Source organism: Stenotrophomonas sp. TWI273 (assembly GCF_039674765.1).
Taxonomy (GTDB): Bacteria; Pseudomonadota; Gammaproteobacteria; order Xanthomonadales; family Xanthomonadaceae; genus Stenotrophomonas.
In genome coordinates this window covers 13087-25629 of the sequence record NZ_JBDJOA010000012.1, presented here as the reverse complement: position 1 = coordinate 25629, position 12543 = coordinate 13087, and the positions used below count along the sequence as shown (strand labels likewise).

Genomic DNA, 12543 nt, shown 5'->3' with positions numbered 1-12543 from the left:
CGCAGGGGGCCGTCGGGATCGGATCAGGCGCTGGGGATCAGCTTGTTCCACTCCGCCACGCGCTCGGCCTGGGCGGCCAGCACGGCGTCGGTGTCGCCTTCCAGGGTGATCGAATGGATCACGTCGCCCTGCTTGACCGAGTCCACGATGGCCTGGCCGTCGAGGACCTGGCCGAACACGGTGTGCTTGCCGTCCAGCCAATCGGTCTTGATGTGGGTGATGAAGAACTGGCTGCCGTTCGTGTTCGGGCCGGCATTGGCCATCGACAGCGAACCGACCTGGTGCTTCACGCCGTTCTTTTCATCTTCGAACTTGTAGCCCGGGCCGCCGGTGCCCTGGCCCTTGGGGCAGCCGCCCTGGATCATGAAGTCCGGGATCACGCGGTGGAAGACCAGGCCGTCATAGAAGCCGTGCTTGACCAGGTTGACGAAGTTGGCAACCGTCAGCGGGGCCTTGTCGGCGAACAGCTCGACCTTGATCGGGCCCTGGGTGGTGTCGAAAGTGGCGATGAGGGACATGCAAATCCTTGGGGTACGGGGGTTTGTCGTTAGCCCCATAGGATACACCGCGCCCCCTGACCAACGGGCGCCTGTTGGACAAACGCGTCGCCACGCGCCCAGGCACCTCCGCGCCGACACGGAAACGCTTTGCTGAATGCCTCAGGGACAGCGGTAGTGCCGGCCGTTGGCCGGCAGCCAGGCAGAACCTGCCGGAGATCATGGGGCTGCCGGCCAGCGGCCGGCACTACCTGAATGCCCGTCCGGCAAGGCTTGCGAGGCACTTTTCGCGATTGGTCATCTTGGCCGTATAATGTTGGACTTCTTTTTCCAAATCCGGCGCCGACTGGCCCCCTTTCGCATGTCTATCGAAAATCTTCGCAACATCGCCATCGTCGCCCACGTCGACCACGGTAAGACCACCCTCGTCGACCAGCTGCTCAAGCAGTCCGGCACCCTCTCCGAGCGCACCGTGCTCGCCGAGCGCGTGATGGACAGCAATGACCAGGAAAAGGAACGCGGCATCACCATCCTGGCCAAGAACACGGCCATCACCTGGGAAGACAAGAAGACCGGTATCAAGAACCGGATCAACATCGTCGACACCCCGGGACACGCCGACTTCGGCGGCGAAGTGGAGCGCGTGCTGTCGATGGTCGACACGGTGCTGATCCTCGTCGACGCGATGGACGGCCCGATGCCGCAGACCCGCTTCGTGACCCAGAAGGCCTTCGCGATGGGCTTCAAGCCGATCGTCGTGGTGAACAAGGTCGACCGTCCGGGCTCGCGTCCGGATTGGGTGATCGACCAGGTCTTCGACCTGTTCGACAAGCTCGGCGCCACCAATGAGCAGCTCGACTTCCCGATCGTCTACGCCTCGGCCCTGAACGGCTACGCTGGCCTGGAAGACACCGTGCGCGACGGCGACATGACCCCGCTGTACGAAGCGATCATGCAGCACGCGCCGATGCCGGAAGTGGACCCGGAAGGTCCGTTCCAGATGCGCATCAGCCAGCTGGACTACAACAACTTCGTGGGCGTGATCGGCATCGGCCGCGTGCAGCGCGGCACCCTGAAGAAGAACATGCAGGTCGCGGTCATCGATCGTGAAGGCAAGAAGCGCAACGGCAAGGTCGCGCAGGTGCTGGGCTTCCTGGGCCTGGAGCGCATCGAGCAGGACACCGCCGAGGCCGGCGACATCGTCGCCATCTCCGGTATTCCGGAACTGACCATCTCCGACACCCTGTGCCACCCGGATACCCCGGAAGCACTGCCGGCGCTGACCGTCGATGAACCGACGATCTCGATGACCTTCCAGGTCAACAACTCGCCGTTCGCCGGCAACAAGGACCTGTCCGGTGGCAAGTTCCTGACCAGCCGCCAGATCAAGGATCGCCTGGATCGCGAGCAGGTCCACAACGTGGCCCTGAAGGTTGAACAGCTGGAAGACGCCGACAAGTTCCTGGTCTCCGGCCGTGGCGAACTGCACCTGTCGGTGCTGATCGAAAACATGCGTCGCGAAGGCTACGAGCTGGCCGTGTCGCGCCCGGAAGTGATCATCAAGCAGATCGACGGCCAGGCCATGGAGCCGATCGAGCAGCTGGTGGTGGACATCGAAGAGCAGCACCAGGGCGGCGTGATGGAAAAGCTGGGCACCCGCAAGGGCCAGCTGAAGAACATGGAGCCGGACGGCAAGGGCCGTGTGCGCCTGGAATACCAGATCCCGGCCCGTGGCCTGATCGGTTTCCAGAACGAGTTCAAGACCCTGACCCAGGGTTCGGGCCTGCTGTTCCACGTGTTCGACCATTACGGCCCGAAGGAACAGGGTTCGATCGCCAAGCGCCAGAACGGCGTGATGATCGCCAATGCCCCGGGTGCCACCCCGGCGTACTCCCTGGGCCCGCTGCAGGAACGCGGCAAGCTGTTCGCGGCTGAAGGCGACAACGTGTATGAAGGCCAGCTGGTCGGCATCCACTCCAAGGACAACGACCTGACCGTCAACGCGATCAAGACCAAGCCGCTGACCAACATGCGCGCCTCGGGCAAGGACGATGCGATCCAGCTGACCCCGGCGATCAAGTACTCGCTGGAGCAGGCCCTGGACTTCATCGAAGACGACGAGCTGGTCGAGATCACCCCGAAGGAAATCCGCCTGCGCAAGAAGGGCCTGACCGAAAGCGACCGCAAGAAGGCTTCGCGCGGCGGCTGATCGGACCCATTGTCGTGATCGACAAGCCCTACAACCCGGATCCTCACAAGCATCCGGGGCTTCACCTGATCGCCTTGCTGGAAGCCAGCAAGGCGGTTCTGGCGCTATTGGCTGCGACCGGGCTGGAAATGCTCGGTCCGCAGCCCCTGCGCGATGCGGTCAATGCCCTGATCCGCCGGTTCAGCCTGGACCCGGATCACGGCACCCTGCCCTCGCTGCTCAACATGATCAGCCCCGATGCGGTGCATCTGGCGGCTGCTGCGATGGTCGCCTACGGCGTCCTGCACCTTTTCGAGGCCTGGGGCCTCTGGCGCGCCAAAGCCTGGGCCTCCTGGCTGGGCTGCGTCACCGCCGGCATCTACCTGCCGTTCGATATCTACGCCATCCTCCGGCACCCGGGCTGGGCCTCGTGGTCGGTGCTGGTGATCAATCTGATCGTGGTCGGCGTGCTCGCCCGCGATATCCGCAAACGCCACGGCACGATCGCCAACGCGGCTTGAGTTGCCAAGCGCCGCCTGTGCTGGTTAGCCTGTCGGCCGGTTCGGGGGGACAGGCATGCGCCTGACACTGACATCACTGATGCTCATCGCGCTGGCCGGCTGCAGCCCGGGCCCGGCGCCCCTGCACGCCCGTGAATCGCCCACGCCCTCACCGACCGTGGCGCTGCCATTCGCCTATGCCGAGGCTGACATCGGCGATCTGCAGGCGCGGATGGCCAGCGGCGAGCTGGACAGCGTCACGCTGGCCCACGCCTACCTGGACCGCATCGCCCGCCTCGACCGGGCCGGCCCGCGCCTGCGCGCGGTGATCGAGCTCAACCCCGATGCACTGCGCGAGGCCGCCCAGCTGGACGCCGAGCGCCGCCAGGGGCAGCTGCGCGGCCCACTGCACGGCATCCCGCTGCTGCTCAAGGACAACATCGGCGCCAGCCCCATGAGCACCACGGCCGGTTCGCTCGCGCTGGAAGGCTTCCGCCCCGACGATGCGTTCCTGGTCAAGCGGCTGCGCGCGGCCGGTGCGCTGATCCTGGGCAAGACCAACCTCAGCGAGTGGGCCAACTTCCGCTCCAGCCAATCGATCTCCGGCTGGAGCGCGCGCGGCGGCCAGACCCGCAATCCCTACCGGCTCAGTCACACCCCGTGCGGCTCCAGCAGTGGCAGCGCGGTGGCGGTCTCGGCCAATCTGGCGGTGGCCGCGATCGGCACCGAGACCGACGGCAGCATCGTCTGCCCGGCCGCGGTCAACGGCGTGGTCGGCTTGAAGCCAACCGTGGGACTGGTCAGCCGCGAAGGCATCATCCCGATCTCTTTCAGCCAGGACACCGCCGGCCCGATGGCACGCAGCGTGGCAGACGCGGCCGCCCTGCTGACCGCCATGGCCGGCCGTGACGAGGCCGACCCGGCCACCGCGACCATGCCGGGGCGCGCCGTGTACGACTACAGCTCGCGCTTGAACGCCGATGGCCTGCGCGGTGCGCGGATCGGCGTGCTGTATGGCGACCTGATGCAGAAGCCGGGCATCGCCCCGGCCCTGCAGCATGCGGTCGCCGTGCTGCGCGACGCGGGTGCGACCGTGGTGCCGGTGCGGTTGCCGACCCAGGGCCAGTGGCAGGAGGCTGAGCAGATCGTGCTGATGCATGAGTTCAGGGCTGGGCTGCAGCGCTACTTCACCACCTACCAGGCGCCGGTGCGCACGCTGGACGACGTCATCGCGTGGAACCGGCAGCATGCGGGCAAGGAACTGGCGCTGTTCGATCAGGACCTGATGGACACCGCCGCCACCATGGGCGGCCTGGGCACCCCGGCGTACATCCGCGCACGCAGCGATGCGCGCCGCTTGGCCGGTCCGGAAGGCATCGATGCCGTGCTGCGCGAGCAGAACCTCGATGCGCTGGTGGCACCGACCACCGGGGTGGCCTGGCCGATCCGGCCCGGCCGCGGCGATGACTTCCCCGGTGAAAGCTACAGCGCGGCCGCGGTGGCGGGGTACCCCAGCCTGACCGTGCCGATGGCGCACGTGAACGGGCTGCCGCTGGGGCTGCTGTTCATGGGCACCGCCTGGAGCGAGCCGCGGTTGATCGAGCTGGGCTACGCCTACGAGCAACGCACCCGCGCGCGTCGCCCGCCGCGGTTCCAGACCGACAGCCTGCTGACGAACGGCGTCGCGCCCTGAGCGGCGTGTACCGGCCAACGGTCGGTACATACCCGAGAACGTACGCCCCGCGTTGGTAGTGCCGGCCGCTGGCCGGCATTACCGGGATGCGTCACCCGGGTCTGGCAGAAGCGCCGGCTCACCATCTTCGGCACCGGGCGAGCGCACATCGTCGGCTGGCTGCGAGCGTGCGCGACGGCTCGGCGTCACTTCCTGATTGAGCTCGGCACGGGTGCGCGGCAACGACTGAGGATGTTCGCGCGCGAGAAAATCGAGCATGCGTTCGCGCACGATGCAGCGTAGATCAAAGGCATCGCCGGAATTGCGCGCACTCACCAGCAGACGCACCTGCAGGGTGTGCTCGCTGGTTTCGGTCACCTGGGTCACGCAGACCTGGCCATCCCACAGCGCCTCGCCTTTGCAGATGCGCTCCAGCTCGGCGCGGATCGCCGGGATCGGCGCGGTGTAATCCAGCCACAGGAAGGCGGTGCCGAGCAGATCGGCGCTGCGCCGGGTCCAGTTCTGGAACGGGTGTTCGATGAACCAGGTCAACGGCACCACCATGCGCCGCGCATCCCAGATCCGCACCACCACATAGCTGCTGTTGATCTCTTCGACCCGGCCCCACTCGCCCTCGACGATCACCACATCGTCCAGCCGGATCGGCTGGGTCAAGGCGATCTGCAGGCCGGCGATCAGGTTGCCGAACACCGGCTTGGCCGCGATACCGGCGACCAGGCCGATGATGCCCGCCGAGGCCAGCAGCGCGGTGCCGATCTGGCGCACCATCGGGAAGGTGAGCAGGATCAGCGAGACGCCGACCAGGATGATCGCGCCCATCAACACACGGCTCAGCACCCGGGTCTGGGTCTGGATGCGGCGTGCTTCGAGGTTGTCGGCCACCTCCATCGGATGGTCGCGCAGGATCGCCTGCTCGCCCGCGGCCACGGCCCGCACCAGCAGCCAGATGACGCAGCCGGTCACACCGATGTGCAGCAGCCGCAGCGCCTGCTCGAGCCGATGCTCCTGCAGCGGCGTCGCTTCCAGCGCGGGAATCAGCAGCAACAGCGGCAGGGCGAACGCCAGCGGTCGGCTGATCACGCGCGCGATGCGGGCGCGGCGGTAGTCGCGGTCTTTCAGTCGCCGCGTCAACGCCATCAACAACCACCAGCCGCTGACCCCGATCGCCAGTGCGATCGAGATCGGCCATAGATACAGCGCTGCCTGCTGCCAGTCCACGGTCACTGCACGCTCCTGTGTTCTCCGCAAGGAAGTGCACAGCATGCCGGTGCCGCCATGACCATCGTGTCAGGCGAATGTAAGGTGCGTGTCGAGGACACGCACCGGTATCAGTCGGCGTAGTGCGCCTGCTTGCGCACGATCGCCATCGCGATTTCCAGCGACTGCTCGTAGTTCAGGCGCGGATCCACCGAGGAACGGTAGGCACGCTCCAGATCGCGCTCGGTCAACTCGCGCGCACCGCCGGTGCATTCGGTCACGTCCTCACCGGTCAGCTCCAGGTGCACGCCGCCCAGCCGCGTGCCGGCCGCGGCGTGCAGGTCGAAGGACATCTCGACCTCGCCACGCACGTTGTCGAAACGACGCGTCTTGTAGCCGTTGCTGGTGCTCTCGGTGTTGCCATGCATCGCATCGCACACCCACAGCACGCGCCGGCCATCGCGCTTGACCGCGTTCAACAGCGGCGGCAGTTTTTCGGCGATCTGTGCCGCCCCCATGCGGTGGATGAAGCTCAGGCGGCCCGGCTCGTCCTCGGGGTTGAGCACGTCGATCAGGCGCAGCAGCTGGTCCGGCTGCACCGACGGGCCCACCTTGATCGCGATCGGGTTGCGCACGCCACGCAGATACTCCACGTGCGCGCCATCGAGCGCTGCGGTGCGCATGCCAATCCACGGGTAATGCGTGCTCAGGTTCAACCAGCCCTGCTGGCGCGGCACCTGGCGGGTCAGCGCCTGCTCGTAGGGCAGCAGCAGCGCTTCGTGCGAGGTGTAGAAATCGATCCGGTTGAGGTTGTACACCTGCGTGCCGGACAGCGTTTCCATGAAACGCACCGCATCGCCGATCGAGGACACCATCTTCTGGTAATCGGTGGCCAGCGGCGAGTGCCGCACCCACTCCAGGTTCCAGTATTCGGGATGGTGCAGATCGGCGAAGCCGCCATCGATCAGCGCCCGCACGAAGTTCATCGTCATCGCCGAGTGCGCATGCGCCTGCAGCATCCGGCGCGGGTCCGGCAGACGCGCAGCTTCAGTGAACTCCGGCGCATTGATCACATCGCCGCGGTAGCTGGGCAGGGTCAGGCCGTCGCGGGTTTCAGTATCGGCCGAGCGCGGCTTGGCGTACTGCCCGGCAAAACGCCCGACCCGGATCACCGGCTTGCGCATGCCGTGCACCAGCACCAGGCTCATCTGCAGCAGCACTTTGAGCCGGTTGGAGATGGTGGTGGATTCGCAATCGCTGAAGTTCTCCGCGCAGTCACCGCCCTGCAGCAGGAAGCGCTTGCCTTCCTGCGCATCGGCCAGCTGCTGCTTGAGCGCCAGGATTTCCCAGGAGGTCACCAGCGGCGGCAGCCGCTTGAGCTCGTGCAGGGCGGCATCCAGCGCCAGCGGGTCCGGGTAGGTCGGCATCTGCAGCGCCGGCTTGCCACGCCAGCTCTCCGGCGACCAGGCAGCGTCGACAGCGGTCGCGGCGGGATCGGCTACAGGCGGGGCGGACAGGCTCATCACGGACTTCCGGGGTGTGGGGCCGGTCATGGTCGCAGAGCGCGCCCCCGGCGCAAAGGGGCGGGCACGCGCCCGGAGGCTGAACGCTGAAGAAAGGACACGGCGATCGGCCAGATCGCGCATGGTCCAGCGGCATCGGACAGGCGCATGATTTGTTACGGAGTAACACTTGCCAGGCCGGCCCCTCCTCCATCGCCCAGCCAAGCCATCCTCATGAAGCCTTCCCTGCTTGCTACCGGTATTGCTGTTTCCCTGGCCCTGACCGGCCTGCCCGCCCTCGCCGCCGCCGCCACCAGCGCCGCCCCTGCCGTCACCGATCTGGACGCGGTCACGGTCAGCGCCAAACTCGACCAGGCGCGCAATGCGCTGTCGCCGGATATCGGCAGCAGCCAGTACCAGATCACTGCCGAAGACATCCAGAACCTGCCGCTGGGCGCCTCCACCCCGTTGAACCAGGTGTTGCTGCAGGCGCCGGGGGTGGTCCAGGATTCCTACGGTGGCGTCCACGTGCGCGGCGACCATGCCAACCTTCAGTACCGGCTCAACGGCGTCCTGCTGCCCGAATCGATCTCCGGCTTCGGCCAGACGCTGGACGCCCGCGCGATCAAGAGCATCCGCCTGATGGACGGCGCGCTGCCGGCGCAGTTCGGCGAGCGCACGGCCGCCGTGGTCGACATCACCACCCGCAGCGGCGCCGAGCTGGGCAATGGCGGGAGTGCCGGCCTCACTGCCGGCTCCTACGGCAAGGTCAACCCCAACGCCTCGTGGTGGGGCAGCCAGGGCCGCTGGAGCTGGTATCTGACCGGCAACTACGACCAGAACCAGGTCGGCATGGAGAACCCCACCGCCTCGCGCCGGCCGGACCACGATGACACCCACCAGGGCAAGGCATTCGCCGACCTGACCTATCTGGTCAACGACGACACCCGCCTGAGCCTGTTCGCCGGGTTCTCCAACAACCGCTTCCAGATCCCGGTCAACCCCGGCCAGACCCCGCAGTTCGGCTACCTGGACACGGTCACTGCGGACTCCGCCGCGCTGGACGAAACCCAGCGCGAGACCACCCGCTTCGGCATGCTGGTGCTGCAGGGCGCGCTGGGCAGCACCGCCTACCAGGTCTCGGCCGGGCAGCGGTACAGCGACCTGTCCTTCCACCCGGACCTGGCCGGCGATCTGATCTTCAACGGCGTTGCCTCACAGGTGGAGCGCAGCAACCGCGCCAACACCGTGCAGGCCGATTTCTCCACCCCGCTGGGCGAAAACCACATCTTGCGCTACGGCCTGTACGTCAACGCCGAACGCGCCCGCGCCGGCAGCGACACCTGGGTGTTCCCGGTCGACGCCGACGGCCAACAGGCCAGCACCACGCCCCGGCGCATTCCGGAGGCGAGCGCCTTCAACGCCACCACCACCGCGGTCTATCTGCAGGACGAATGGCGCCTCGGCGACGACTGGACCGTGAACTACGGCCTGCGCGGCGACCGCTACAAGGCCTTCGGTGGCACCGAAGGCCAGCTCAGCCCGCGCGTGGGTGTGGTCTGGAACGCCACCGACAGCACCACCGTGCACGCCGGCTACTCGCGCTACTTCACCCCGCCGGCCAGCGAACTGGTGGCCAGCAGTGACATCGCGCTCTACGACGGCACCACCAACCAGCAACCGGCCGGAGGCAGCACCACGCCACTGTCCGAGCGCAGCGACTACTACGACATCGGCGTCTCCCAGCAGGTGGGCGAACACCTCACCCTGGGCCTGGACGCTTACGACCGCAAGGTCGACCGCCTGCAGGACGAAGGCCAGTTCGGCGTCGCCTACATCTACTCGACGTTCAACTATCGCCTCGGCCACATCCACGGCGTGGAATTCAGCGCCGACTACAGCAACGGCCCGCTCAGCGCCTACGTCAACGCCGCCTACAACAAGGCCATGGGCAAGCAGGTCATCACCGGCCAGTACAACCTCGATCCCGAGGCACTGGCCTACGTCCAGAACAACTGGATCCATCTGGACCACGATCAGAAACTGACCTCGTCCGGAGGTATCAGCTACGCCTTCGCCGGCCACAACCGTCTTGGCGCCGACTACGTCTTCGGCAGCGGCCTGCGCTCGGATGCCGACGGCATCCCCAACGGCGGCGAACTCCCGGCCTACCTGCAACTCAACCTCAGCGCCGGCCACGACTTCAACGCCGATAGCGGCCACCCGCTGCACGCACAGCTCGCGCTGGTCAACGCCCTGGATCGCAGCTACCAACTGCGCGACGGCGGCGGCATCGGCGTCTTCGCCCCGCAGTGGGGTCCCCGCCGCGGCGCCTACCTCAGCCTGCAGCAGGACTTCTGACCTGAGCGAGGAAGCCCTGCCGTCTGATCAGCTCAGGAGCATCCCTGCCTGATCGCAGCACCCGGCCTGGCCGCCAGACGCGCGCCAGGTCGGGTAGCTGACGTGAAACCGGCCTCAGTGGCGCCGACGCGCCCGGAACGCCGTCACCAGCGCCCACACCGCCAAGGCCGCGAACCACACCAGGCTCCACATCGGCATCGTCAGGCCCAGGAACTGCCAATCGATGTTGCCGCAGTTGCCGGTACCGGTCAGCACGGTGCGGAACACCTCGAACGGCCCCATCGTCTCACTGAGGAAACTCAGCGGCGGCCCACAGCTCGAGCCCATGTCCTGCGGCAGCAACTGCACATACACGTGGCGACCGGCAATGCCGATACCGACCGCCGCCGCGATGAAGGCCAGCACCCCATACGTCTTCCGCCCGGCCGGATCCCGCGGACCATGCAGCGCCCCGATCAAGAACAACAGCCCCAGCGCCGCGAACGCAATCCGCTGGAAAATGCACAACGGACACGGCTCCAACCCCATCTTCAACTGCAGGAAGATCGCATACCCCAACAGTGCCGCGCAGACCAGAAACCCCAACAGGAACTGGGCGCGGAAACTCCAACGCAATGGATTCATTGCCAACACTCGTGAAAGTCCAGGCGCCAAGATTAACAGGGCCGCGACCAGCCGCCACGCAGCCGGCCAACGGCCGGCTCTACCTACGCCGCGCACAGCCCCCGCTTTACCCCATGCGCACCGACCATGTGTGCAGGCGTTGGCGCGGGTGGGTTGTCGGGACCATGAGCGCCATGGATGGCGCGACATGAGCCTCCATGGACGGATTTACGGCGTGTCCCGCCAACCCACCCCCGCCGACCCCCCCCCCACGCCCCCAGCGCCATGCTCATTCCGTGGCCCTGGCCGTGGCCGTGGCCTTGGCCGTGGCCTTGGCCCTTATCAACCCCGCAGAAACGGAAAAACCCGGCACAAGGCCGGGTTCTTCACCGAATAACAGGTACAGCTCGAAGATTACTCTTCGACGGCTTCAGCCACAGCAGCCGGACGATCGACCAGCTCAACATAGGCCATCGGCGCATTGTCGCCAGCGCGGAAACCGCACTTCAGCAGACGCAGGTAGCCGCCCGGACGGGTCGCGTAACGCGGGCCCAGGGTGGTGAACAGGTTGCCGACGGCCTCGTTGTCGCGCAGGCGAGCGAACGCCAGACGACGGTTGGCAACCGAATCAACCTTGGCCAGGGTGATCAGCGGCTCGGCAACGCGGCGCAGTTCCTTGGCCTTCGGCAGGGTGGTCTTGATCAGCTCGTGCTTGAACAGCGACGCGGCCATGTTCTTGAACATTGCTTCGCGATGGGCGCTGGTGCGGTTGAACTTACGACCGGACTTCATATGACGCATGACGGTGATTCCTGAAGTGAATGTTGGATCGGTTGGGTATCGCTGTCGCCATCCTGGCGTTGTTGCTTGGACTGCGGATGGTCCGGTGCCAGCCATCCTGGCTGGCCGTCACCGCAGGCTATCGACCTGTCGGTGCGGAGTGTTGCCGGTGAAGCCCCCGCACCCGAAGGTGCGGGGTCAAGCATCTTGCGTAGCGCTGGATCAGCCGAGCATGCCGTGCTGGGCGACACCGGCCGGCGGCCAGTTCTCCAGCTTCATGCCGAGCGAAAGACCGCGCTGTGCGAGGACTTCCTTGATCTCGGTCAGCGACTTCTTGCCGAGGTTCGGGGTCTTGAGCAGCTCCACTTCGGTCTTCTGGATCAGATCGCCGATGTAATAGATGCTCTCTGCCTTCAGGCAGTTGGCCGAACGCACGGTCAGCTCCAGATCGTCGATCGGGCGCAGCAGCACCGGATCCACGCCGTTGTTGGCCGGCTTCGCCGCACCGCGGTCGCGGTGGGTGAAGTCACCGAAGACCGACAGCTGATCGCTGAGGATGTCGGCGGCAGTGCGCACGGCTTCCTCGGCATCGATCGTTGCGTTGGTTTCGATGTCCAGCACCAGCTTGTCCAGATCGGTACGCTGTTCGACGCGGGCCGCTTCCACCGAATAGGCGACGCGACGGACCGGCGAGAACGACGCATCCAGGACCAGGCGGCCGATGGCACGGGTTTCTTCATCCGGACGACGACGAGCAGCAGCAGGCTGGTAGCCGAAACCGCGCTCGACCTTCAGACGCATGTTGATCGCCACATCCTTGGTGAGATGGCAGATCACATGAGCCGGATTGAGGATCTCGGTGTTATGGTCAATCTTGATATCAGCAGCGGTAACGACACCCGGACCCTGCTTGGACAGCGACAGCGTAGCGTTGTCGCCGGTATGCATGCGGATGGCCACATCCTTCAGGTTGAGCAGGACTTCCAGCACGTCCTCCTGCAAGCCTTCAAGCGTGGTGTACTCGTGCAGTACGCCATCGATTTCGACTTCCGTGATGGCGAAGCCCGGGATGGACGACAGCAGCACGCGACGCAGGGCGTTGCCCAGCGTATGCCCGTAACCACGCTCCAAGGGTTCGATCACGACCTTGGCGCGGGTATCGGTAAGGCGTTCGATCTGCGGACCGCGAGGACGCAGAACCTGGTTGGCGGTAACCGTCATG

At 66.2% G+C, this 12543-nt stretch carries 10 protein-coding genes; 4 read left to right on the top strand and 6 right to left on the bottom strand.

What is annotated here, in order from left to right:
• Window positions 1–23 precede the first annotated feature (23 nt).
• Window positions 24–518 carry a peptidylprolyl isomerase gene (locus ABE571_RS14460; protein ID WP_121042904.1) on the bottom strand — a complete coding sequence of 165 codons (495 nt, stop codon included), beginning with the start codon at window positions 516–518 and terminating at the stop codon, window positions 24–26.
• Between the two features lie 340 nt (window positions 519–858).
• Between ABE571_RS14460 and typA the strand changes: the two genes are divergently transcribed.
• The 3 genes from typA to ABE571_RS14445 are packed head-to-tail and all read left to right on the top strand — an operon-like array spanning window position 859 to window position 4878.
• Entirely contained in the window at window positions 859–2706 is a 1848-nt protein-coding gene (typA, locus tag ABE571_RS14455; RefSeq protein ID WP_121042902.1) for a translational GTPase TypA, read from the top strand.
• A gap of 14 nt (window positions 2707–2720) precedes the next feature.
• On the top strand, window positions 2721–3206 hold the full coding sequence (locus ABE571_RS14450) for a DUF2127 domain-containing protein (RefSeq protein WP_121042900.1): 486 nt from the start codon (window positions 2721–2723) through the stop codon (window positions 3204–3206).
• A 55-nt stretch (window positions 3207–3261) separates the two neighbouring features.
• Window positions 3262–4878 carry an amidase gene (locus ABE571_RS14445; protein ID WP_346493911.1) on the top strand — a complete coding sequence of 539 codons (1617 nt, stop codon included), beginning with the start codon at window positions 3262–3264 and terminating at the stop codon, window positions 4876–4878.
• A gap of 78 nt (window positions 4879–4956) precedes the next feature.
• Here ABE571_RS14445 and ABE571_RS14440 read toward each other — a convergent pair whose 3' ends face one another.
• Both ABE571_RS14440 and ABE571_RS14435 read right to left on the bottom strand, forming a co-directional pair.
• On the bottom strand, window positions 4957–6096 hold the full coding sequence (locus ABE571_RS14440) for a mechanosensitive ion channel family protein (protein ID WP_313219142.1): 1140 nt from the start codon (window positions 6094–6096) through the stop codon (window positions 4957–4959).
• A gap of 110 nt (window positions 6097–6206) precedes the next feature.
• Window positions 6207–7598, bottom strand: a complete 1392-nt coding sequence (locus tag ABE571_RS14435; protein ID WP_121042896.1) for a 3-deoxy-7-phosphoheptulonate synthase class II — start codon at window positions 7596–7598, stop codon at window positions 6207–6209.
• A 213-nt stretch (window positions 7599–7811) separates the two neighbouring features.
• Between ABE571_RS14435 and ABE571_RS14430 the strand changes: the two genes are divergently transcribed.
• Window positions 7812–9938, top strand: a complete 2127-nt coding sequence (locus tag ABE571_RS14430) for a TonB-dependent receptor (protein ID WP_346493909.1) — start codon at window positions 7812–7814, stop codon at window positions 9936–9938.
• 114 nt (window positions 9939–10052) lie between these two features.
• On the opposite strand, the gene ABE571_RS14425 is transcribed toward ABE571_RS14430, so the two are convergent.
• The 3 genes from ABE571_RS14425 to rpoA all read right to left on the bottom strand — a co-directional run bounded on the left by ABE571_RS14425 (window position 10053) and on the right by rpoA (window position 12542).
• The gene (locus ABE571_RS14425; RefSeq protein ID WP_070426690.1) at window positions 10053–10562 is read right to left on the bottom strand and encodes a disulfide bond formation protein B; all 510 of its coding nucleotides are present in this window, start codon (window positions 10560–10562) and stop codon (window positions 10053–10055) included.
• 393 nt (window positions 10563–10955) lie between these two features.
• Window positions 10956–11342 (bottom strand): 50S ribosomal protein L17, encoded by a 387-nt coding sequence (gene rplQ / locus ABE571_RS14420; RefSeq protein ID WP_123728453.1) that lies wholly within the window; start codon window positions 11340–11342, stop codon window positions 10956–10958.
• A 201-nt stretch (window positions 11343–11543) separates the two neighbouring features.
• Entirely contained in the window at window positions 11544–12542 is a 999-nt protein-coding gene (gene rpoA, locus ABE571_RS14415) for a DNA-directed RNA polymerase subunit alpha (RefSeq protein WP_121042890.1), read from the bottom strand.
• Between the last annotated feature and the right edge of the window lies 1 nt (window position 12543).

Excerpts from the sequence above, each read along its gene's own strand:
- ABE571_RS14460 (WP_121042904.1), bottom strand. The coding sequence starts at position 518 with ATGTCCCTCATCGCCACTTTCGACACCACCCAGGGCCCGATCAAGGTC.
- typA (WP_121042902.1), top strand. The coding sequence starts at position 859 with ATGTCTATCGAAAATCTTCGCAACATCGCCATCGTCGCCCACGTCGAC.
- ABE571_RS14445 (WP_346493911.1), top strand. The coding sequence starts at position 3,262 with ATGCGCCTGACACTGACATCACTGATGCTCATCGCGCTGGCCGGCTGC.
- ABE571_RS14435 (WP_121042896.1), bottom strand. The coding sequence starts at position 7,598 with ATGAGCCTGTCCGCCCCGCCTGTAGCCGATCCCGCCGCGACCGCTGTC.
- ABE571_RS14430 (WP_346493909.1), top strand. The coding sequence starts at position 7,812 with ATGAAGCCTTCCCTGCTTGCTACCGGTATTGCTGTTTCCCTGGCCCTG.
- ABE571_RS14425 (WP_070426690.1), bottom strand. The coding sequence starts at position 10,562 with ATGAATCCATTGCGTTGGAGTTTCCGCGCCCAGTTCCTGTTGGGGTTT.
- rplQ (WP_123728453.1), bottom strand. The coding sequence starts at position 11,342 with ATGCGTCATATGAAGTCCGGTCGTAAGTTCAACCGCACCAGCGCCCAT.
- rpoA (WP_121042890.1), bottom strand. The coding sequence starts at position 12,542 with ATGACGGTTACCGCCAACCAGGTTCTGCGTCCTCGCGGTCCGCAGATC.